General features: G+C 38.1%; 19 protein-coding genes. 6 read left to right on the top strand and 13 right to left on the bottom strand.

Annotated features, from left to right (window positions below):
• Nucleotides 1-409 precede the first annotated feature (409 nt).
• The 3 genes from AC1UFB_RS04555 to AC1UFB_RS04545 form a co-directional block, all read right to left on the bottom strand.
• A complete protein-coding gene (locus AC1UFB_RS04555; RefSeq protein ID WP_328100818.1) occupies nt 410-1,999 on the bottom strand; it encodes a solute:sodium symporter family transporter in 1,590 nt (529 codons plus the stop codon).
• A gap of 838 nt (nt 2,000-2,837) precedes the next feature.
• On the bottom strand, nt 2,838-5,438 hold the full coding sequence (gene clpB, locus AC1UFB_RS04550; RefSeq protein ID WP_100348025.1) for an ATP-dependent chaperone ClpB: 2,601 nt from the start codon (nt 5,436-5,438) through the stop codon (nt 2,838-2,840).
• Nucleotides 5,439-5,541: 103 nt separating this feature from the next.
• The gene (locus AC1UFB_RS04545; RefSeq protein ID WP_025908175.1) at nt 5,542-5,721 is read right to left on the bottom strand and encodes a YjzC family protein; all 180 of its coding nucleotides are present in this window, start codon (nt 5,719-5,721) and stop codon (nt 5,542-5,544) included.
• Between the two features lie 224 nt (nt 5,722-5,945).
• Between AC1UFB_RS04545 and AC1UFB_RS04540 the strand changes: the two genes are divergently transcribed.
• Nucleotides 5,946-6,758 carry an undecaprenyl-diphosphate phosphatase gene (locus AC1UFB_RS04540; protein WP_061786502.1) on the top strand — a complete coding sequence of 271 codons (813 nt, stop codon included), beginning with the start codon at nt 5,946-5,948 and terminating at the stop codon, nt 6,756-6,758.
• 520 nt (nt 6,759-7,278) lie between these two features.
• On the opposite strand, the gene argF is transcribed toward AC1UFB_RS04540, so the two are convergent.
• From argF to AC1UFB_RS04500, 8 genes are all read right to left on the bottom strand, one after another.
• Nucleotides 7,279-8,229 carry an ornithine carbamoyltransferase gene (gene argF / locus AC1UFB_RS04535; protein ID WP_100348027.1) on the bottom strand — a complete coding sequence of 317 codons (951 nt, stop codon included), beginning with the start codon at nt 8,227-8,229 and terminating at the stop codon, nt 7,279-7,281.
• Nucleotides 8,226-11,342: a carbamoyl phosphate synthase large subunit gene (locus tag AC1UFB_RS04530; protein ID WP_328100822.1), complete on the bottom strand. Its 3,117-nt coding sequence runs from the start codon at nt 11,340-11,342 to the stop codon at nt 8,226-8,228. Before AC1UFB_RS04530 ends, argF begins: the two co-directional genes overlap by 4 nt.
• Nucleotides 11,335-12,405, bottom strand: coding sequence for a carbamoyl phosphate synthase small subunit (locus AC1UFB_RS04525; RefSeq protein WP_061785610.1), 1,071 nt, complete (start codon nt 12,403-12,405; stop codon nt 11,335-11,337). Before AC1UFB_RS04525 ends, AC1UFB_RS04530 begins: the two co-directional genes overlap by 8 nt.
• A gap of 69 nt (nt 12,406-12,474) precedes the next feature.
• Nucleotides 12,475-13,629, bottom strand: a complete 1,155-nt coding sequence (locus AC1UFB_RS04520) for an acetylornithine transaminase (protein WP_076513397.1) — start codon at nt 13,627-13,629, stop codon at nt 12,475-12,477.
• A complete protein-coding gene (gene argB, locus AC1UFB_RS04515) occupies nt 13,595-14,419 on the bottom strand; it encodes an acetylglutamate kinase (protein WP_100348029.1) in 825 nt (274 codons plus the stop codon). Before argB ends, AC1UFB_RS04520 begins: the two co-directional genes overlap by 35 nt.
• Before the next feature lie 12 nt (nt 14,420-14,431).
• Nucleotides 14,432-15,664, bottom strand: coding sequence for a bifunctional ornithine acetyltransferase/N-acetylglutamate synthase (gene argJ / locus AC1UFB_RS04510; RefSeq protein WP_373688705.1), 1,233 nt, complete (start codon nt 15,662-15,664; stop codon nt 14,432-14,434).
• Nucleotides 15,665-15,690: 26 nt separating this feature from the next.
• Nucleotides 15,691-16,734, bottom strand: a complete 1,044-nt coding sequence (gene argC / locus AC1UFB_RS04505) for an N-acetyl-gamma-glutamyl-phosphate reductase (RefSeq protein ID WP_061785608.1) — start codon at nt 16,732-16,734, stop codon at nt 15,691-15,693.
• A 199-nt stretch (nt 16,735-16,933) separates the two neighbouring features.
• Nucleotides 16,934-17,242, bottom strand: coding sequence for a metal-sulfur cluster assembly factor (locus AC1UFB_RS04500; protein ID WP_025908185.1), 309 nt, complete (start codon nt 17,240-17,242; stop codon nt 16,934-16,936).
• A 452-nt stretch (nt 17,243-17,694) separates the two neighbouring features.
• Between AC1UFB_RS04500 and AC1UFB_RS04495 the strand changes: the two genes are divergently transcribed.
• Together AC1UFB_RS04495 and AC1UFB_RS04490 are read left to right on the top strand one after the other, a co-directional pair.
• Nucleotides 17,695-17,847 carry a hypothetical protein gene (locus AC1UFB_RS04495; protein ID WP_153301193.1) on the top strand — a complete coding sequence of 51 codons (153 nt, stop codon included), beginning with the start codon at nt 17,695-17,697 and terminating at the stop codon, nt 17,845-17,847.
• Nucleotides 17,848-17,850: 3 nt separating this feature from the next.
• Nucleotides 17,851-18,222 (top strand): hypothetical protein, encoded by a 372-nt coding sequence (locus tag AC1UFB_RS04490; protein ID WP_061785607.1) that lies wholly within the window; start codon nt 17,851-17,853, stop codon nt 18,220-18,222.
• Between the two features lie 42 nt (nt 18,223-18,264).
• Here the strand turns inward: AC1UFB_RS04490 and AC1UFB_RS04485 are convergent, their stop codons facing one another.
• Nucleotides 18,265-19,113: a YitT family protein gene (locus AC1UFB_RS04485; protein WP_061785606.1), complete on the bottom strand. Its 849-nt coding sequence runs from the start codon at nt 19,111-19,113 to the stop codon at nt 18,265-18,267.
• A 209-nt stretch (nt 19,114-19,322) separates the two neighbouring features.
• Here AC1UFB_RS04485 and AC1UFB_RS04480 point away from each other — a divergent pair, with 209 nt between their 5' ends.
• Together AC1UFB_RS04480 and AC1UFB_RS04475 are read left to right on the top strand one after the other, a co-directional pair.
• Nucleotides 19,323-20,186, top strand: coding sequence for a DegV family protein (locus AC1UFB_RS04480; protein WP_025911871.1), 864 nt, complete (start codon nt 19,323-19,325; stop codon nt 20,184-20,186).
• A gap of 55 nt (nt 20,187-20,241) precedes the next feature.
• Entirely contained in the window at nt 20,242-20,373 is a 132-nt protein-coding gene (locus AC1UFB_RS04475; RefSeq protein ID WP_076513403.1) for a DUF3941 domain-containing protein, read from the top strand.
• Between the two features lie 48 nt (nt 20,374-20,421).
• Here AC1UFB_RS04475 and AC1UFB_RS04470 read toward each other — a convergent pair whose 3' ends face one another.
• Nucleotides 20,422-21,285, bottom strand: a complete 864-nt coding sequence (locus AC1UFB_RS04470; protein WP_076513404.1) for a CvfB family protein — start codon at nt 21,283-21,285, stop codon at nt 20,422-20,424.
• Between the two features lie 189 nt (nt 21,286-21,474).
• Here AC1UFB_RS04470 and AC1UFB_RS04465 point away from each other — a divergent pair, with 189 nt between their 5' ends.
• Nucleotides 21,475-21,966 (top strand): YajQ family cyclic di-GMP-binding protein, encoded by a 492-nt coding sequence (locus AC1UFB_RS04465; RefSeq protein WP_025911874.1) that lies wholly within the window; start codon nt 21,475-21,477, stop codon nt 21,964-21,966.
• Nucleotides 21,967-22,063: the final 97 nt, after the last annotated feature.

Genomic DNA, 22,063 nt, shown 5'->3' with positions numbered 1-22,063 from the left:
TCATTTTCACGTTTTGAATGGTTTTTTCGTATTGACGTAAGTCAGCAGGTGTCCATCCATGGTCATTTGTAATACGTAGAACTTTCATCATCCATCTACTCCCTTATGATTATCTTAGGAACAGTATGGACGCATTTTTTTAAAAATAAGCACGTCGGAAATTAAAATCAAACTTATATAGAGACAAGTTTGTTACATTGCGCCCCAGACACTTGCTTTCCGCGGGGAAGAATCCCACTGCGGGTTCCCAGCTCTTTCTCTCTTTCCCGCAGAAGTCGTCTTTTACGCTTCATTCCACCAGTTTTTCAACTTGTTTTCGGAACGAACAAAAAATATCCGACCGATTGCAGGTTAGCAATCGGCCGGATATCTCGTTGACTGAAATATTTATATCCCAGCCTCTTTTGTCTTAAGAAGCAATTCCAATTGGTGAAAAGAGCGCGTAAACTACTAACATTGCAAGAACCGCTGCAATTCCCATCGGATACAGAAGCTTCCAAGGGGTTAAATCTACTGCTTTTTGATCTTCTAACACATATAGATCTTGCTTTGGAGCAATTTTTCCGATGATAAACATTAATCCGCTACATAAAACGAATAAGATGGCTAAAATGTGAAGATAGTGTAAGCCTGTATCCCATACTAGCTGCGTTACGGCATAGATTGAGATAAATACAGCTAATGACACTTTTGCTGCAACCGCAGGCACTTTTTTCGTTACATAGCCGATAAATACAATCGTAAAGATTGGAACGTTATAAAAACCGTTAACCATCTGAAGATATGCAAAGAATCCGTTTGGTACATTTGCAATTAAAGGCGCTACGCACATTGCAAAAATAGCTAAGAATACGCCTACCATTTTTCCATTTTTTACAAGTTCTTTATCCGTAGCTTTTGGCTTAAAATAAGGCTTGTAAATATTTAAAACAAAAAGCGTAACGCTCGAGTTTAACGCTGAGTTAAACGATGATAAAATAGCTCCGAATAATACAGCGGCAAAGAAACCAACAAGTGGCGTTGGCAATACATGATTAACCAGCTTTGGATACGCTTCCATCGGTGGAAGTCCTGGTCCAAAAATATTAAATGCAATAATACCAGGGATAATTAAAAATGCTGGTCCTAATAGCTTTAAAAATGCTGCAATAATTAACCCTTTTTGCCCTTCTTTAAGATTTTTGGCAGCTAATGCACGCTGCATAATATGCTGTGCTGTTCCCCAATAAAACAAGTTTACAAGTAGCATTCCCGTAAACATCGTGCTGAACGGCACGGGATCTTTCTCTCCACCGATTGAATTTAGCTTCTCGGGGGTATTTTCCATAATTTTATTGAATCCATCAACTGGTGAACCATCACCTAAAGCCATCAGCCCTAAAAATGGAATCATTAATCCTCCAATCAATAAACCAATGCCATTTACCGTGTCTGATACAGCAACCGCTTTCAATCCTCCGAATATTGCGTAAATTGATCCAATAATTCCAATTCCCCACACTGTAATCCACAGCGCGGTCGTTGAACTAACTCCAAACATGCCTTGAACATTAAAGATGCTGCTTAGTGCAGTTGCTCCTGAATATAAAATAGGAGGTAATAAATTTAGTACATAGCCAAATAAAAATAAAATGGTAACAATCTGTTTAGTGCCTGAATCAAATCGAGATTCTAGAAAGTCTGGAATTGTTGTAATTCCACCTTTTAAATAGCGTGGAAGTAAAAATAACGCAACCAATACAAGAGCGATTGAAGAACCTACTTCCCAGCCCATTGCGGACATATTAAACGAATAACCATCCGCATTTAAGCCTACAAGCTGCTCTGTTGATAAGTTCGTCAATAACAGAGACCCAGCAATAACCCAACCAGTTAAGCTTCTTCCCCCTAAAAAATATCCTTCTGATGTTTCAAGATTTTCATCGCGAGTAAAGCGATATGAAATATATGCTACTAAAACGGTAAAGAATATAAATGATCCCACAGTGACTATATTCATTGATGAACACCCTTTTCTATTTTCTGTCGTGTGCATTTTGATGAAGGAGAGATATTTTTGAAGCAAACATCTACTTTCGTAACGCTTACAATTAGCTGCTTTCATATCATCATACTGTTTTTTGTCAGACAGTTCGATGATTTCTATACCTCTTTAATGAATCTATTTATACTGCTGCTTACTTTTTTTTATACGCTATTGATTCAACAAGCGCTAAACAAAGTAATGAAAGTAAGAGCTTGTCTTCTTTTCGTGCAAATTAACGACTTATTTTTTTTCATATTATATATGGTCGTAATTTTCAACGGAATTTTTTCATTTATAAACGAGCAGGTGTTACATAGCTATCGTTTATTTACGCTCGTATGTATGATTCCATTTTATTCCATTTTATTTCATTTTAGTCTGGCTTTCTCTTCACCTCTTTATAGAAATGAAAAAAAGCGCGTTGTTGACTCTTTCGTTAGGTGCTCTGCTATTAGCTTGTTATCCCTTAATATCGCTTATTTCGTTAGCATCACCTTTCTCTAGTTTACTATTGCTTTCCTCCTTTATCTGTATAAGTTCTTTTGAAACCAAACAAGTATACGCATAATTATTTACTGTCCGTTGTTTCTTTTAGGATCCCAAATAGTGCTTTGCTAAGAAAGCGAATTCAATAATTTATACTCATTCTATAAGCGCTTACAATTATAGTCAATAGTAAAAATCCATTCTCACAAAGGTAGTTTTTTGCTCATTAAAAAGATCGATTCTATAGCTCCAATGCTTACGAGAATACACTTCGTTTTTTAAAAGCACAAAAAGACCATTTAGCAATCACTAAATGGTCTTTTATTTATTGTTCAATAATGAACTCTTCACCTCTATTATCAATAACTACATCGCTATGATTTGTGATATGGCCAGCAATTAATTCCCTAGCAATTTTAGTTTCAACATACTTTTGAATAAATCGTTTAAGCGGGCGCGCACCATAAACAGGATCAAACCCTGCTTTCGCAATGTAATTTTTTGCTTCTTCAGTTAGTGTCAGCGTAATATGTCTTTCTTGCAAACGGCTTTCAAGCTGCTTAAGAAGCTTTTCAATAATTGATTTTACTTCACTCACTGACAGTGGCTTAAATAAAATCGTGTCATCCACACGATTTAAAAACTCAGGTCGAAAATGCTGGCGAAGCTGCTGAAGTACTTGTTCTCGACTTGACTCCTCAATGTTTCCATCTTCTGTTAAACCTTCTAACAGTGTTTGTGAACCAATATTCGATGTCATAATAATAATCGTATTTTTAAAATCAACGGTCTTTCCTTTTGAATCTGTTATCCTTCCATCATCCAACATTTGAAGGAGCACGTTAAACACCTCTGGATGTGCTTTTTCAATTTCATCCAGCAAGACCACGGAGTATGGTTTTCTACGAACAGCTTCCGTTAACTGTCCTCCTTCTTCATAGCCAACATATCCTGGAGGAGCACCAATCAAGCGTGAAACTGCATGCTTTTCCATGTACTCAGACATATCAATACGAATAATATGATCTTCGCTGTCAAACAACGTTTCAGCTAACGTTTTAGCTAATTCTGTCTTTCCAACTCCAGTTGGGCCCAGAAAGATAAACGAACCGATTGGGCGATTTGGATCTTGAATGCCTGCTCGTGCTCGAATCACCGCATCAGTTACAAGCGACACTGCCTCATCCTGCCCAATTACGCGCGCTTTTAAAATAGATTCCATTTTTAACAGCTTTTCTCGCTCTCCTTCTACGAGCTTTGACACTGAAATGCCTGTCCATCGTCCCACAATTTCTGCAATTTCTTCTTCCGTAACTTCTTCACGCAGCAAACGAGACTCTTGTTTTTTTGCAGCTTCGGCCTCAAGCTGTTTTAATTCTTTCTCATAGGCTGGAATATGTCCATGACGAAGCTCTGCTGCTTTATTTAGGTCATAACGCCCTTCTGCTTCTTCTAGATCTCGCTTTGCTTTTTCTAGCTTTTCCCTGACGTCTTGGACAGCTTGAATGGACTGCTTCTCCTTCTCCCATTGAAGCTTCATCACGTCTGCTTTTTCAGTTAAGTTCGCTACTTCTTCCCGAATAGCGGTTAGACGCTGTGTACTAGCAAAGTCCGTTTCTTTACTTAATGCAGCCTCTTCAATCTGCAGCTGCATAACTCTTCTTGTTACCTCATCTAATTCTGCTGGCATAGAATCAATTTCTGTTCGAATGGTTGCACACGCTTCGTCAATCAGATCAATTGCTTTATCGGGCAAAAAACGGTCAGATATGTAGCGATCTGACATAACAGCAGCTGAAACAAGAGCCCGGTCATGGATGTTTACACCGTGATGAATTTCAAATCGTTCTTTTAACCCTCGAAGAATAGAAATCGTATCTTCTACCGTTGGCTCTTCAACTAACACTTGCTGAAAGCGGCGCTCTAACGCAGGGTCTTTTTCAATATATTGACGGTATTCATCCAGGGTTGTTGCTCCAATGCAGTGAAGTTCACCGCGAGCAAGCATTGGCTTGAGTAAATTTCCAGCATCCATGGCTCCATCTGTACGGCCAGCTCCTACAATGGTATGAAGCTCATCAATAAATAATAAAATTTGGCCATTGCTTTTTTTGACTTCTTGTAACACCGCTTTTAAACGCTCTTCAAATTCACCGCGAAACTTCGCTCCTGCTACTAAGGCTCCCATATCTAGAGCAAACACCATTTTATCCTTTAATCCTTCCGGCACATCTCTTCGCACAATACGCTGTGCAAGTCCTTCTACAATCGCCGTCTTCCCAACGCCTGGCTCTCCGATTAATACTGGATTATTCTTTGTTTTACGAGACAGGATTCGAATCACGCGACGAATTTCTTGATCTCGTCCAATAACAGGATCTACTTTGCCTTCTCGTACTTCTGCTACCAAATCACGACCATACTTGCTTAAAACTTCATATGTGCCTTCTGGTGTTTGGCTCGTAATGCGCTGGTTGCCACGAATTTTTTGCAGAACTTCCATTAGTTTTTGCTTCGTGATTCCGTACTGGCTAAACAACCTTCCCAAGCTAGTTGTAGAGGCCTCATTAGCAGCGGCTAAAAATAAATGCTCCACCGCCATGTACTCGTCTTTTAAACGGTCTGCCTCTTCTTGAGCTTTAACGAGCAGTTGCTGTAGAGCAGACGTAATATATATTTTGCCAGCTTCAACACCTGAACCTGTTACAGACGGCTTTTTCGCTAGCTCCGCTTCTACACTTTTTACAAACTTCTCTGTTTCAATATGTAAGTGCTCTAAAATACGAACTGCAATTCCATCTGGCTGATGAATCAATGAGTACAGCAAGTGTAGACTATCAATTTCTTGATGACCTCGCTTGATGGCCTCAGATTGTGCGTTCATAACTCCTTCCTGAAGCTTTTGCGTCATTTTATTTACATCCATTGAAACCCCTCCGTTTTTGACTATTTTTGACCTTTATTTCATATTATAAAATGGTTTTCCCACGCAAGTAAAGCCATCTGCAGAAGATGGCTTTACTTGCGTATTATGGCTTTCTAATATATGTCCAATGACGATCATCATTAGACGTTTCTGGAAAGCGATCTCCTGCTTTTAACTTCACTTTTTTCGGATGATTCACGTTGCTTCCAGTTTCACCAATTTCTATATAAACACCGTTATTTGGCGCTTTTTGACCTGCTGTAAAATGACGATTTTGTCCCATTTCCCTTCCTCCTTCATTAATAAAATCCAGCTCTTCTCTTATACTATGCCCCCTGTTTTTCATTTCATAATCAGGATATGAACTAGGAAAACATTAGAAAAAGCGTTTACATTTAAAGGAATTCCCCTTTTCACTTCACAGTGGCGCAAAGTTTTTTTATACTGGGATATGTACCTTTAACAAGTATCTAAATTAACTATTAAAAATGTAGAAAGGATTTATGCATGGAACAATTTTATTTGCTTTTGAAATATTTATTTTTAGGCCTTTTCCAAGGGATTACAGAGCCAATTCCTGTCTCGTCTAGCGGACATATTGTACTAGCTCAACATTTATTCGGTTTAAATATTGAAGGCCTCAGTTTTGAAATTTTGGTCAATACAGCTTCTCTCATTGCGGTACTCATTATTTATCGTGAAGATATTATTCGACTTATTGTAAATGGCCTTAAGTTCTTAAAAACAAAAGATCCAAATTCGAAATCAGATTTTCAATTTATTATCTATTTAATTATAGGAACAATTCCAGCAGGCGTTATCGGTGTACTGTTTGGCGATGTAATTGAAGCCAATCTAAAATCATTAAAAGTGCTTGGTTTTGCTTTAATTGCTACAGGTATTGCCCTTTGGATTATTCGTAACCTTCGCGGGCGAAAAAATGACGCAGCGCTTTCTGTAAAAGACGCTATCATTATTGGATTAGCACAGGCCGTAGCGCTTATCCCTGGAATTAGTCGCTCAGGGGCAACAATTGTTGCTGCTATGCTACGCGGAACAAAGCAAGAAACGGCTCTTCGTTTCTCATTTTTACTTTACATTCCCGTGAGCTTAGGTGTAACAGTATTAGGAATTAGCGACATCTTAAATGATCCAAACGTTTCTGAGCTATTACTACCCTATACAGTAGCTTTCTTTGCTTCATTAATCGCTTCTTACTTCTCATTAAAGTGGTTTATGGGCATTATGGCGCGAGGAAACTTAAAATACTTTGCCATTTACTGCTTTATTGTCGGTGCATTAGTGGTTATTTTCCTTTAAACAAAAAATGCGGATGGTTTTTTCCATCCGCATTTTTTTAATGAGCAAATTGAATTGCTTGTTCAATTTCTGATTGCATATGGTTGGTGTTGACTAGAGCTAGCTAATAATTCAACTACTTGCTTACCTGTTGTTCCATTTGCTCCTACTACTAAAACTTTCATTATGTCCTCACCTTTCGTTCTGCTTAATATGTTTATCGTGTTCCCCGGGATTGTCCAAATTAAACATGATACGAAAGGAACATATATACAACAGGCTGTGACATAACGAAATGATTCCATCTCTAAGACGAACCATAACGTTTCTAAACGAGTTAGGTTGTAAAAACAAGTTCGTTCCACTGTGCTTAAGACATTCGCTTTCCGCGGGAGTCGAGTGTCTTAAGCTCCATTCCACTAGTTTTTAGTGGTTTTTCAAACCAACAAAAACTATCCGAGCTACCAAAAGTATTTAACTTTCAATAGCTCGGACAGTTCATTGGCTGAAATACTTATGTCCCAGTCTCTTTATGCCATCATTACGCTAATATTGCTTGCAGCAATGCTTTTTGTACGTGCATGCGATTTCCGGCTTGCTGGAATACAACGGAGTTCGGCCCGTCAATAATGCTTGCTGTTACTTCTTCTTCACGATGTGCAGGTAAGCAATGTAAAAACAGATAATCTGACTTAGCATGCTGAACAAGCTCATCGTTCACTTGATACGAAGCAAATACTTCTAAACGCTTTTTCGCTTCTTCTTCCTGCCCCATACTCGTCCATACATCTGCATAAATAGCATCAGCATTTTGAACAGCTTTAACAGGATTTTCTGTAATCGTAATGGTTGCTCCAGTTTCGCTGGCAACTTTTTTTGCATATTCCGTTACAAATGCCTTTGGTTCATAGCCAGAGGGACAACCAATTGAACAATCAATTCCCATTTTTGCACATGCAATCATTAGTGAATGAGCTACATTATTTCCGTCACCTACGTAAGCTACCTTTAAACCGCTGAACGTTTGTTTATGCTCATAAATTGTAAGCAAATCCGCTAGTGCTTGGCACGGATGATAATCATCCGTCAAGCCATTAATTACCGGGATAGAAGCGTATTCTGCCAGCTCTTCTATTTTAGAATGTTCAAACGTACGGATCATAATCGCATCGATAAACTGCGACAGCACTTGAGCCGTATCGCCAATTGTTTCACCGCGGCCAATTTGAAGGTCTTGACTGCTTAAAAACAACGCATTTCCACCTAGCTGAAGCATGCCTGCTTCAAACGATACACGCGTTCGTGTAGATGACTTTTCAAAAATCATTCCCAATGTTTTTCCTTCAAGCGTTTTAACGATTTCTCCATTTTCATGCTTTTCTTTTAAGATAATAGCGCTTTCTAGTAAAAACATAATATCTTCTGGTGTTAAATCTTTTAACGTGAGCAAATCTTTACCTTTTAAGTTTGCGGATGCTGATACGGTACTCATGAGATTGTCACTTCCTTTTCGTTATGTTGAAACCATTCTTGTAATGACGATACGCTATACTCACTTACATGATATGACTGTAAGAACAGTTCAAACGTTTCTAGTTCTGTTAGTACTAGCAGACCGTGCTTTAATGCAAGCATACGATTATCTTTCTTTGCAGAATCAAAACTTACAAATAGTAATGCTTCTTTACCTTTTGTCCACGCTTGTAAATCTTTCGTATCTGCCAGTTTCAAGCCAGCATGGGTAATCGTTGTTTTTAACTCTTCTGATACTTCTGCTGCATCAATATAGACTTCAACAGCTTCTTTTTTAGATGTTACGTATTGATGAAATGCTTTTTTAGATGCTTCTTCAATTGTAGAAGCAATCGCAATTCCTTCTCCCGTTGATTTCATTTCCGGCCCAACAAGCGGGTCTACTCCTGATAACTTACTTGTCGAAAAGACAGGAAACTTAACTGTTACGTATGATGGGTCTGGCAATAAACCTGTTTGTTCGCTCATTTCCGACAAAGATTTCCCGAGCAATACTTGCGTTGATAGCGAAATAAGCGGAACATCGCATACTTTACTTACAACAGGGACTGTACGACTTGCACGAGGGTTTACCTCTAAAACATATACTTCGTCGTTATAGATTACATATTGAATATTCATAATTCCTTTATAGTTAAGCTTTTGAACAATTTTTTGAGCATATAAAACCATTTGTTGTTTATGAGCGTTCGTTACACTTTGAGCTGGTAGAAGCGCATAGCTATCACCAGAGTGAACACCTGCTTTTTCAACATGCTCAACGATTGTTGGAATTAAAACGTCTTTTCCATCGCAAACGACATCCACTTCAGCTTCTTGCCCTGGATAGTAAGCATCGAGAAGCATTGGGAAATGTGATGGTTTAATGGATGATAAACAATCCATGAGCTCCTGTTCACTTTGAAGCGTAAGCATTCCTTTTCCTCCAATAACGTAAGAAGGACGAATTAATAATGGAAAGCCCATTTCTTTTGCCTTTTTCACAAGCTGTTGCTCGTTGTCTGCCATCTCACCAGGAATATGAGGAATATGACAATCGTCTAACAGCTGATAAAATTGTTCGCGGTCTTCCAGTGCATCAATCATGCTGTTAGTAATACCAAGCAAGTTCACTCCTGCTTCTTCAAGTCCTTTAACTAATGAAATAGCCGTTTGCCCGCCATACTGAACGATAACGTCATTTACGCTTTCTGCTTCTAAAACGTTTAAGACATCTTCAACCGTAACTGGTTCAAAATAGAGGCGATCTGCTACTTCAAAGTCTGTGCTAACCGTTTCTGGATTGTTGTTAATTAAAATTGTTTCATAACCGGCCTTTTCAAGCGCCCACACACCGTGTACAGAGCTGTAGTCAAATTCTACACCTTGCCCAATTCGAATCGGTCCAGACCCGATAATTGCCACTTTTTTGTTTGAAGACGTTTCGATTTCATTTTCCCCATAGTAGCTAGAATAGAAATATGCAGTAGATGATTCAAATTCTGCTGCGCACGTATCAACCATTTTGTAGCTTGGATAAATCTTCATATTTTTACGCTTCGAGCGTACTTGCAGCTCTGAAACATTCCAGATCGATGCTAAATATGCATCAGTAAAGCCTTGTTCTTTTGCATTCTTTAGTGCTTCTTTTTCAATTGAATCCAAATTAACGTTCTTTAATTCTTGCTCTTGTTTAATTAAGTTACTGAAATGATTTAAATAGAAATAATCAATTTTCGTTTTTTCATGAATCTCTGTTGTTGTCACACTTCGACGTAGCAATTCTAAAATGATAAAGATTCGCTCGTCACTTTGATCTGCTAGCTTATCAAATAGAGCTTCTAAAGATAAAGCTTGTAGTTCTTCTACTTCTAGTCCATTTAAATCAATTTCAAGAGATGATAATGCTTTTTGGAAGCTTCTTGTAAAGGTACGATCAATCGCCATTACTTCACCTGTTGCTTTCATCTGCGTTCCGAGCGTTCTTTCTGCATAGAAGAATTTATCAAATGGCCATCTAGGAAACTTAACAACCACATAGTCTAACGCTGGTTCAAAGCTAGCATACGTATCGCCCGTAACAGGGTTTAATAACTCATGAAGGTTATATCCAACGGATAGTTTCGCTGCAATCTTTGCAATTGGATATCCCGTCGCTTTTGATGCTAAAGCTGATGAACGACTGACGCGCGGATTTACCTCAATCAGATAATATTGCTTGCTAGTAGGGTCAAGCGCAAATTGAATATTACAACCACCAATAATACCAAGCGCTGAGATAATTTTAATCGATGATGAACGCAGCATCTGATACTCAACGTCTGTTAATGTTTGTGAAGGTGCGACTACAACAGAATCCCCTGTATGTACACCAACTGGATCAATATTTTCCATGTTACAAATTGTAATGCATGTTCCGTTGGCATCACGCATGACTTCATACTCTACTTCTTTAAATCCTGCGATGCTTTTTTCAACTAAACATTGGTGAATAGCACTTTCTCGAAGACCTGACGTAGCAAGCTTTTCAAGTTCTTCTAGTGAATGTGCAATCCCTCCACCAGTTCCACCCAGAGTATAGGCTGGTCGAACAATAACTGGAAAGCCGATTTCTTTCGCAAACGTTAACGCTTGCTCAACTTCTGTTACAACTTCACTTTCAGGAACTGGTTCATTTAGTTCTTGCATCAGAGCACGAAACTCTTCACGGCTTTCTCCTTGCTTAATAGATTCAATTGGTGTACCTAGCAGTTTCACACCGTATTTTTCTAAAATTTGATGTTCATGTAGCTCTAACGCTAAGTTCAGTCCCGTTTGTCCTCCTAGTGTTGCTAAAAGTCCATCTGGTTTTTCTTTTGCAATAACCTTTTCAACAGAATCCACTGTGAGTGGTTCAAAATAAATGCGATCAGCTATATGCGTATCCGTCATAATGGTAGCCGGGTTGTTGTTAATTAAAATGACTTCATAGCCTTCTTCTTTCAGTGAAAGACACGCTTGTGTGCCCGAGTAATCAAATTCCGCTGCTTGCCCAATGACAATTGGACCAGAGCCAATAACTAAAATGGTTTGTATTGTTTTATCTTTAGGCATATACTTTTTCGCTCCCAACTTGCTGTACTTGCTTCATAAATTCATCAAAGATATATGTGCTATCACTTGGTCCCGGATGCGCTTCTGGGTGATACTGTACTGATAACACCGGAAGTTGCTCATGTACAAGACCTTCAACTGACTGATCATTTACATTTTTAAATCGTACTTTAAGAGGCGTTTGTTCGATTGTCATTTCATCTACCACATAGCTATGGTTTTGTGACGTCATACATACTTTGTTCGTGAATAAATCAATAACAGGCTGATTTGCTCCACGATGACCGAACATTAATTTTTTGGTTTTTGCACCGAACGCTAGGCCAATTAACTGGTGACCAAAGCAAATTCCAAGCGTTGGATACTTACTGATAATTGCTTTGATTTCTGATAATTGATTCGCCACTTGCATCGGGTCTCCCGGTCCGTTTGATAGAACAATTCCATCTGGCTTTAAGTCTTTAATTTCGTCTAGTGAAGTCGAATAAGGAACCACCGTCACTTTGCAACCACGGTTTAACAATTCTTGTAAAATAGACTTCTTACAGCCAAAATCCATTAGTACAATATGTTGTTTATCTCCAGCGTGTGATACAACTTCTTTCGTTGATACTTGCTTAACTACGTATGGTTCAGAGTGCGTTACTACGTTACCTTGAGCAGAAGCGGAAAAGGCTGCTTGCATTGTACCCTCTTTTCGAATTCGTTTAACGACCGCTCTCGTATCCACATGTGTGATAAGAGGAATATTCCACTTTTTCAAATATTGCTTAAAGCTATACATCGCTTCATAATGGAATCCTTCATCGGAACATTCGTATACGACAACGCCTGCTACATGAGGTTTTTTACTTTCAAAGTCTTTTTCATTAATTCCGTAATTTCCAATCAATGGATAGGTGAAAACAATAATCTGGTCTTTATAAGAAGGATCCGTCACAACTTCTTGATAGCCTGTCATTCCTGTAAAAAAGACAATTTCTCCGCTTGCTTGGTGAGAGGCAGTATGTTCAATACTACCTTCAAATGAATCTCCGTTTGCTAAATGTAAATATCCATTCATTTTGCATCCCTCTTCGAATAATTATTTATTTTAAAGAATTTTTATACATAAATCCCAAAAAAATACCGGTTATATCGTTACCTTAAGCTCTTGAAATACTTGCTTTATAATATTTAGTGCTTCTGCCAATTCTTCATTACTTACTGTTAATGGCGGTAGTAAACGTATCACGTGAGGACCTGCACCTAACACTAAGAGCCCTTTTTCACGCATCTCAGTGATTAACTGTGCTTGATATTCACCGCATTCAATACCAATCATAAAACCTTTTCCACGAACTTCTTTAACAACCGAATAGCTTTCTAGCATTTCTGCTAACCGATTGTTGAAAGTGACTGACTTGGCATTGACTTCTTCTAAGAATTGCTTATTAAAAATAATTTGTAGCGTTGCTTTAGCCGATGCTAAGGCAATTGGATTCCCTCCAAATGTCGTACCATGGCTTCCTGGTCCAAATGACTCCGTTAAAAAGGCTTTCCCAATCATCGCACCAACAGGCATTCCGCTTCCTAACCCTTTTGCAGCTGTAATAATATCAGGAGATAAATTAAAATGCTGATAAGCAAATGGTTTACCTGTTCGACCGATTCCTGTTTGTACTTCATCGACAATAAACAGCGCACCGTATTCCTGACATAGCTTTTGAATAGTTGTTAAAAAACTTTCTGTTCCTGGCACTACCCCGCCTTCACCTTGAACAACTTCTGTCATGATTGCAGCTACCGTATCATCCATTTCCGCCTCTAAGCTTTCTACGTCATTATATGGAAGATAAACAAACTCATTAACAAGCGGTCCAAATCCTTCATGAATTTTTGCTTGCCCAGTTGCCGTCATTGTTGCAAACGTACGACCATGGAATGATTTCGTAAACGTAATAATTTTATGCTTTTTGGTATGCTTTCTCGCTAGTTTAATAGCTGCTTCGTTAGCTTCTGCTCCGCTGTTACAAAAGAATACTGCGTCTCCGCTTGAATTAGCAACAAGCAAGCTAGCTACTTCTTCTTGAATGGATTGATGAAATAAATTAGACACGTGCCATACTTTATTTAACTGTTCTTCTACTGCTTTTTGAACTTCCGGATGACGATGTCCCACGTTACATACGGCAATGCCTGAAATAAAATCTAAATATGTTTGATTCTTTTCATCCGTTAAATGTGTTCCGTTTGCTTCTTTTACATGTATATCAAGACGTTGATACGTTGGAAATAACGAGCTCATCTTTGTCCTCTCCACCTTTAATAGTATGTTTAATTGCAGTTCCGACTAAGTTTCCATTTTGATCTAAAAAGCCGTTAATACCGCTGATAATATTGACTTCGTGTAGCGTTGGAGACAGCGCTTTGACTGCTGACATGACCTTCGGAATCATACCACCATAAATGGTTTTCTCTTCGATTAGGTAGTTCACTTCTTCTACCGTCAATTCTGGTAACAGCTGCTGGTCTTTTAAAACACCTTGCACATCCGTTACAAACATGAGCTTTTCTGCTCCGAGTGCCTTAGCAATCGAACCTGCTGCTACATCAGCATTGATGTTAAATATCTCACCTTTACTATTTACACCAATTGATGAAATAACTGGAATATAACTTTGATCTATTAGCTGCTTTAAAAGCTGCTCATTAACAGAAACCACTTCGCCGACATAACCTAACTTTTCAAAGTCGATAGCTTCGGCTTCTAAGAGCTGTGCATCACACCCTGATAAACCAACTGCTTGGAGGCCTTGAATTTGAATATCACGCACCAGCTGTTTGTTTACTTTTCCTGAGAGCACCATTGTCACTACTTCTAAGGCTTCTTTAGATGTTCGGCGCAAGCCATCGACAAACTCTGCTTCAATATTAAGCTTTGCTAGCATATTCGCAATATCTGGACCGCCACCATGTACCAATACAATATTATGTCCACTGTCAATCAGCTTTTTTAAATCCCGAAAAAATGAATTGGTTAGCTGATTAATGATGCTTCCTCCACATTTTATAACAATTGTTTTTACACCTGACATCATCTTCTCTCCTTACGTTCGGTAACTTGCATTAATTTTCACGTAATCGTAGGTTAAGTCACACCCCCATGCTTTCCCTTTGGCTGTTCCTTCATTAAGAGATACATTCACAGCTACATGTTCCTGCTGTAAATAGTTTTTAGCCGCTTCTTCATCAAACGCTTGAGGCTGACTATTTTTCAGCATCACGATGTCACCTAACGCCACCGTTATATCATTTGGATTAATTTTGACTCCACTGTAGCCAACTGCGCAAATAATTCTTCCCCAGTTTGCATCCGCTCCGTACACCGCTGTTTTGACAAGACTTGAACCAACAATTTGTTTAGCAATTATATTGGCTTCTTCGTTGGTAGCAGCGCCTTCAACATTTACTTCAATAAGCTTTGTTGCGCCTTCTCCATCGCGAGCAATTTGCTTGGCAAGATCCTCACACACAAGTCGAAGTGCCTCATAAAATGCTTTCCAATCAGAGTGATTGACCGTTAGCGTTTCGTTTTCAGCCTTGCCATTTGCAAGTACTAACACCATATCGTTTGTTGATGTATCTCCATCAACCGTAATTTGGTTAAAACTTTTATTCGTAATAGAGCGAAGCGCATCTTGTAAAACAGCTGATTCGATATTGGCATCTGTCGTTACAAATCCAAGCATCGTTGCCATGTTAGGATGAATCATACCTGATCCTTTTGCTGCTCCACCAATCGTAACGGTTTTTCCATCTACGACCACTTCATAGCAAGCAGTTTTCATCACCGTGTCAGTTGTTAAAATCGCTGTTTGAAAAGCTTCTGCTCCTTTCTGTGTGTTTACTGGTTGGAGTTGCTTAATTCCTGCATTAATCTTCTTCATGTTTAATAGTTCGCCAATTACTCCTGTAGAAGCGACGGCTACATAATGAGCCGGTACGTGAAACTGCTCAGCGCTTGTAGCACGCATTTCATATGCGTCTTCTAAACCTTGCTCACCTGTACAAGCATTCGCACAAGCGCTGTTCACAACAACGGCTTGTAATTTTTGTTCTTGACTGATGCTATCTTTTGTCACATATAAAGGTGCTGCTTGAAACGTATTCAGCGTATAAACTGCCGCACAATTAGCAGGCACTTCACTCATAATAACCCCAATATCTTTTTTCTCATATCGAAGTCCTGCGTGAACTCCCGCAGCGGAAAATCCTTTTGGACTAACAACTGTACCATTCTCTATCTTTTTAATATCTAGCAAACTCTTTTTTACTGTAATCACATTATTCCCTCCTACGCTGCTCATCATGGATAAACAGGTAATCCATTAATACCTAAATTCTCTTCAAAGCCCAGCATGATATTTGCATTATGTACGGCTTGCCCTGCTGCACCCTTCATCAAGTTATCAATGACTGAGACAATTGTGACCCTTTTTGTACGCTCATCGTAATCAAGGCCTATATCACAATAGTTTGATCCGCTCACTTCTTTTGTTGATGGAAATTCTCCCAGCTTCCTCACTCGAACAAAAGGCTTTGCTTCATACGCCTGCACATACAGTGCATGAAGTTCTTCTATCGACTTTTCTTCTTTTAATTGTGCGTACATCGTAGTCATGATTCCTCGCGTCATTGGAACGAGATGCGTATTAAACATTACGTTACCAATTTCAGAATCCCATCGTGATAATACGGATTCAATTTCTGGAATATGTTGATGCTTATTAACTTTATAGATTTTCATATTTTCATTAATTTCAGCATAATGTGCGAGTTGAGACAGCCCACGACCCGCTCCTGAAATACCGGACTTTGCATCAATAATAATAGAATTAGAAACCACTATCTTTTCTTGAGCAAGCGGTGCTAGCCCTAATAACGTTGCCGTTGGGTAACATCCTGGGTTTGAAATAAAGTCAGCGGATGATACCTCATCTGCAAACCATTCTGATAAGCCATAAATGGCCTTCTCTAAATCTTCCAAACTAGCAGAAGGCTTTTTATACCATTGCTCATATAACTCTTCATCTTTTAATCGAAAATCTCCTGAGAGATCAACTACTTTTAATCCTTCGTTAATTAGTGTGGGAACTAGTTTACTCGATACCCCTGAAGGAGTTGCTGTGAAAACCAGTTCAACTTCTTTTGCCATTTCTTTAGGATTAATTTCTTTTAATTTATATGCAAAATGGGATAAGTGTGGATAAACTTCAGATATTGGCAAATCATTCTGTGAAGATGAATAAACCGAATGAATATTAAAATGTGGATGACCGTCTAACAACCGAATTAGTTCGACGCCACCGTAACCTGTTGCTCCAACAATACCGACGTTAACCTGTGTCATAATACTACTCCTTTTTCTACGTAACTGTTTGAATTATTTCTCATTATAATACTGTATAAAAATAAAATCAAACGAATATTTAAAAAAAGTCTATCTTTTTTGAAGTTTATTATTCTGTTTTAAATATACATACAAATTAATTTTTATTACATAATATTCAAAAAAAGTACTCCAACTTTTAAGCTGAAGTACTTTTTCTTCACTGAATGCCTAATGCGATTTTCGCATATCGTGACATTCTCTCCTTTTCCCATGGAGGGTTAAAGGTAATATTCACTTCGACATTTTCAACGCCGTCTACCTCGATTACATTTTTCTTTACGTCTTCTGTAATTGCTCCTGCTAACGGGCAACCAATTGATGTTAACGTCATCGTCACAACAACTGTTTGGTTTTCCTCCATAATTACGTCGTAAACAAGGCCTAAGTTTACAATATCAACGCCCAGTTCAGGGTCAACTACCTCTTCCAGTGATTCCATGATCTTTTCTTTTAATTGTTCATCCATGTCGCAATCTCCTTTCATATATGAGATTCTTTTTTGATTGTTTTACCGTAACAATCTCATTTCTATCTGTCAAACGTTGTGCTTTGTTCTTTCCACAAACTTATGTAAGATAGAAAATAAGCGAATGAATTACGCTCTTTTTTAATATATATAAATCCAACTAATTAAGTTCGATTACTTATTAAGATGTGTAAAGGAGACTGTATGAATACAAAAAAACATTTAATTGCTTTAGATTTAGACGGCACGCTATTAGCTGATAATAAAACCATTCTACCTTTCAAATGAAGACAATGGTATTGCTTATTATTTGGAAAAGACCTTAAATTTATAACTTGACTATTTTTTGAAAACACAGGTAATTTTTTTACGCTATCTTTTCATCAAAGCTGCACACACTATAATCGACGCTTAGTTAAGTGTCGATTTTCTTTATTTTAGAGGAGGAAGATATGATGGGTAGAAGCAATCGATCAAAGCGTTTTGTCAAACAAGGTGCAGATGCAGTACAAAAGCATGATGAACGTATTCCTTATCATATGACACTGGCGGAGGCTGAAGCGTTTCAAGCCCAGCAAAGCCACGCTCCTCATGGAGGTCAATAACGTATGAAACAGTCATTTTTTCAACAAGTAAAAGAGACAATCCAAAATGTTGTTTCAAATCGCTCTGAGCATCATAAAGGCGAGAGTCTTTCAAATCATGAAAATCATAAAAGCCACAACGGCGAACTTGATATTTCAGGCGAAATGTTAAAAGCCGTGATGTCGGATGCTTCACCTCAAGAACAGGAGCAAATTCAGCATTTCGAAAATTCTTTAAATCAAACATATAATACAAAGCAGGCTGCTTCATCACACACGCCAGCAGGTCAGATGGAAATTGCGGAAGATATGTTATCTCATATTGAAAACAATGCCTCTCCATCTGAACAAGCACAGCTGCATGAGCTTGCTGAAGATTTGGAAAAAAAGAATTAATAAAAGTAAAAGCACGCTATGTATTGCAGCGTGCTTTTGCTTTTATTCTTCTTTGCGAAATAACCCGAATATGCCTGTCGTTTGTACAATATTCGTAAACGCATGAGGATCGACGTCTTTAATAGTTTTTTCTAAATCAAAAAGCTCATATCTTGTCAAAACAATCATTAGCATTTCTTTTTCTTCATTTGTAAAACCACCTTTTGCAGGAACAGCGGTGATACCTCGTACCAACTTGGAATGAATGGCTTTTCTAAGCTCCTCGCCTTTTTTGGTTACAATCATCGCTGTCACTTTCACGTGGCGCGTATGAATAACATCGATGACTCGAGTCGTTGTATATAAGGCAACGAGCGTATATAACGATTTTTCAGCCCCATATAACAGACCTGCAGCTGCAATAATGACAGCATTTAACGTAAATAAATAGCCACCGATTGGCTTATCTTTCATACGGGACAACACCATAGCAATGATGTCTAATCCTCCTGTTGAAGCACCAAACTTCAGCGTAATTCCTACTCCTACAGCTAAAATGACTCCTCCAAATACCGCGTTTAAAATGATGTCTTGAGATAAAGCTTCAATCGGTACAAACTCTAAAAACACCGTTGTAGCTAAAACGCTATAAAAGCTATAAATCGTAAACGTCTTACCTACCTTTTTCCATCCTAAAATTGTTACGGGAATGTTTAATAAAAGCAGCAAAATACCTGTGGAAATTGTAAACGGCGTATAGTCAGTTACAACGCTTGAAATTAATTGGGCGACTCCTGTAAATCCACTGGAATAAACATTCGCTGGAATTAGAAATAAGTTTAAAGCAACTGCGTTTAATAAAGCACCAACTGTAACAACAATAATTTTTTTGACTTCCAGCCACTTGTTCAATCGTTTCAAACCTCCAAACTTATGTATACATGTAGTATTTGCTCATTCTTTTTTTATAGTATGAACATTTTTATTTCATAAAAAAATTATTCATAAATTGTATTTTTTCCTCAGTGCTTATACACTAGTATTATTATTGTATTTATTTTCTTTTCATCAAACCGTAAAAAAATAAACGCTTAGATAAATGTAGTAGGAAGGTGACATTTATGTCAATAAAAATTTTAACAGATAGTGCTAGTGACTTACCTTGTTCTTTTTTCAAAGAAAATAACGTTTCATTGCTTCCTCTTCGCGTTCATTTACGCGACACGGAATATTTAGATTTAGAAACAATTAATCCTGCAGAAGTATACGAAGCCATTCGAGAAGGAGCAATGCCGAAAACATCTCAAGCTGCTCCAGCTACTGTATATGAAACATTTGAAGAGTTGGCTAAATCAGGTGAGCAATGTATTTATATTGCATTTTCTTCTGAACTCTCAGGAACCTACCAAACAGCTGTGATGGTCAAAAACGAACTATTGGAAACATACCCTAACTTCGAGTTAGAAATTATTGATACAAAATGTGCGTCTCTTGGGCAAGGTCTTGTTGTACACTATGCTGTTCAACAGCTGGCAGCTGGTCTCAACTTTAAAGAACTTGTATCTAAAACAAGACAATATGCGTCTAGTATGGAGCATATCTTTACTGTAGACGACCTTGATTTTCTTGCACAAGGCGGACGCGTAAGCAAAGCTTCTGCATTTGTTGGAGGATTGCTAAATATCAAGCCTTTATTACATGTTGAAGATGGTAAACTCGTTCCAATTGAAAAATTAAGAGGGCGCAAGAAAGTGTTAAAGCGTATGATTGATATCATGGACGAACGCGGTGCAAAAAATCTAGCTGATCAAACCATTGCAATTAGCCACGGTGATGATGAAGAAACAGCTATGCAGTTAAAAGCGCTGATTGAAGAGCGATTCGGCTGCAAGTCGTTTTTAATTAACATGATTGGAGCTGCCGTTGGTTCTCACGCTGGACCTGGGACGATTGCTCTTTTCTTTTTAAACGAAATTATCGAATAATGCTTGTAGTTAAGGGTAATCTAACGATATGTTCTAAAAAGGAGTGTGTGTTAGAATGCCTCATACAAGTGATAACGATAAAAAGGCAAAAGATAATCAAGCAAAGCAAGAACAAAAGAATCTACATGAACAAAGAAATAGACAAGCAGGAAAACATTCATTTTCTAAAAAAACGGACCATCTATAAAGGCATCACAAAACCGCTTGGAAGCTTCCAAGCGGTTTTGTAATGCCTTTATTTATCTTTTTTGAAGTATGTCCATCCTTCTTCTTGATAAACCTTGTCTTCTTTCATCAGCTTTCCTAATGCGCGCTTAAACGCTGCTTTACTCATATTGAAACGCGTGCGAATATCTTCTGGGTAACTTTTATCCCAAAATGGCATAACGCCTCCGCGGCTTTCCATGTAATCGTATAGAACTTGCGCATCTTCATCCATACTTTCTTGCTTACGAGGTAGCAACGAAACATTCAGTGTACCGTCTTCTTTTACATTCACAACGCGTCCCGTTACAAGCGCACCAATCTTCGGTTCTTTCTTACGTTCTGATTCATGAATAAATCCAACGTAGCCTTCTTCTGTCATAATGAAAGACCCTACTCGTAGCACGCGATAGATACGACCCGTGACTTCACGATTAAACAGATGACTTGGAGCCGGCTTAGCCATTGCTTTCATAACATCATCTGTTGCCACTTTCCCGTAAATTTTTCCATGCTTTGATATTTTCATCGTACAGTAAAGCTTGTTTCCTACATCAGGCCACAGACTTTCTAAAGCTGGAAGATCCGTTGAACCGATCAGCATATCTTTACTCATACCAATATCCACAAATACACCTAAGTCATCATTTACGTCAACTACTTCGACCCACGCATACGTTCCCTCTTCGACAACTGGCATATGCATAGTAGCAGTTAATCGACTTTGGTTATCTAAATATACAAACACTTCTACTTCTTCTTGCTCTGCTAGCTCTTGCGTTGTTTCATTTTTATGAAGAAGGATTTCTCCATCTTCACTGTCAAGCATATATCCCATCGGCGTTTCACGACTTACAGTCAAATATGCTCTTTGGCCTGGTTCTACTCTACTCATTTTTTATCCATCCTTTATGTGAAGTTCCTTTATTTCTTTTATGATCAAATTGTATTATCATCATTGATTCTACATTATGAAAACAAACGTTCAAAATTGTATTGTATCAATTTCAAGATGCTTGTTCAATATCAGTTGTATCCCCTTTTCGTTTTATTTATAATTAAAGAAAAAAACAAGGAGGATTCTATGGCAAAAGATAGCTCATTTGACGTAGTATCACAGGTTGACTTACAAGAAGTAACAAACGGAATTACAATGGCTTTAAAAGAAATTCGAAACCGCTATGATTTTAAAGGAAGTAAAAGCGACATTTCTGTCGATAAAGAAGAGCTTGTATTAATTTCCGACGATGAGTTTAAGCTAGAGCAGCTAAAAGATGTTATGGTTTCAAAATTAATTAAGCGCGGTGTACCAACAAAGAACATTGAATATGGAAAAGTTGAGAACGCTTCAGGCGGTACGGTCCGCCAGCGCGGTAAACTGATTCAAGGTATCGATAAAGAAAATGCTAAAAAAATTAATAATTTAATCAAAAAAAGCGGTTTAAAAGTAAAGAGCCAAATTCAAGATGATCAGCTTCGCGTAAGCGCTAAAAGCCGGGATGACCTACAGCAAGTAATCGCAGCGATTAAAGAAGCGGATTTGTCAATTGACGTGCAGTTTATTAATTACCGCTAAGTTTATTCATTATTGTTAAGGGTAAAGGGGCTGTCTAATAAGTCCCTCTAAATAAAACAGGTGGAGAAAAACGCAATGTTTTTCTCCACCTGTTTTT

Source organism: Priestia sp. KCTC 13724 (assembly GCF_056820425.1).
This window is presented reverse-complemented; position numbering and strand designations above follow the sequence as displayed.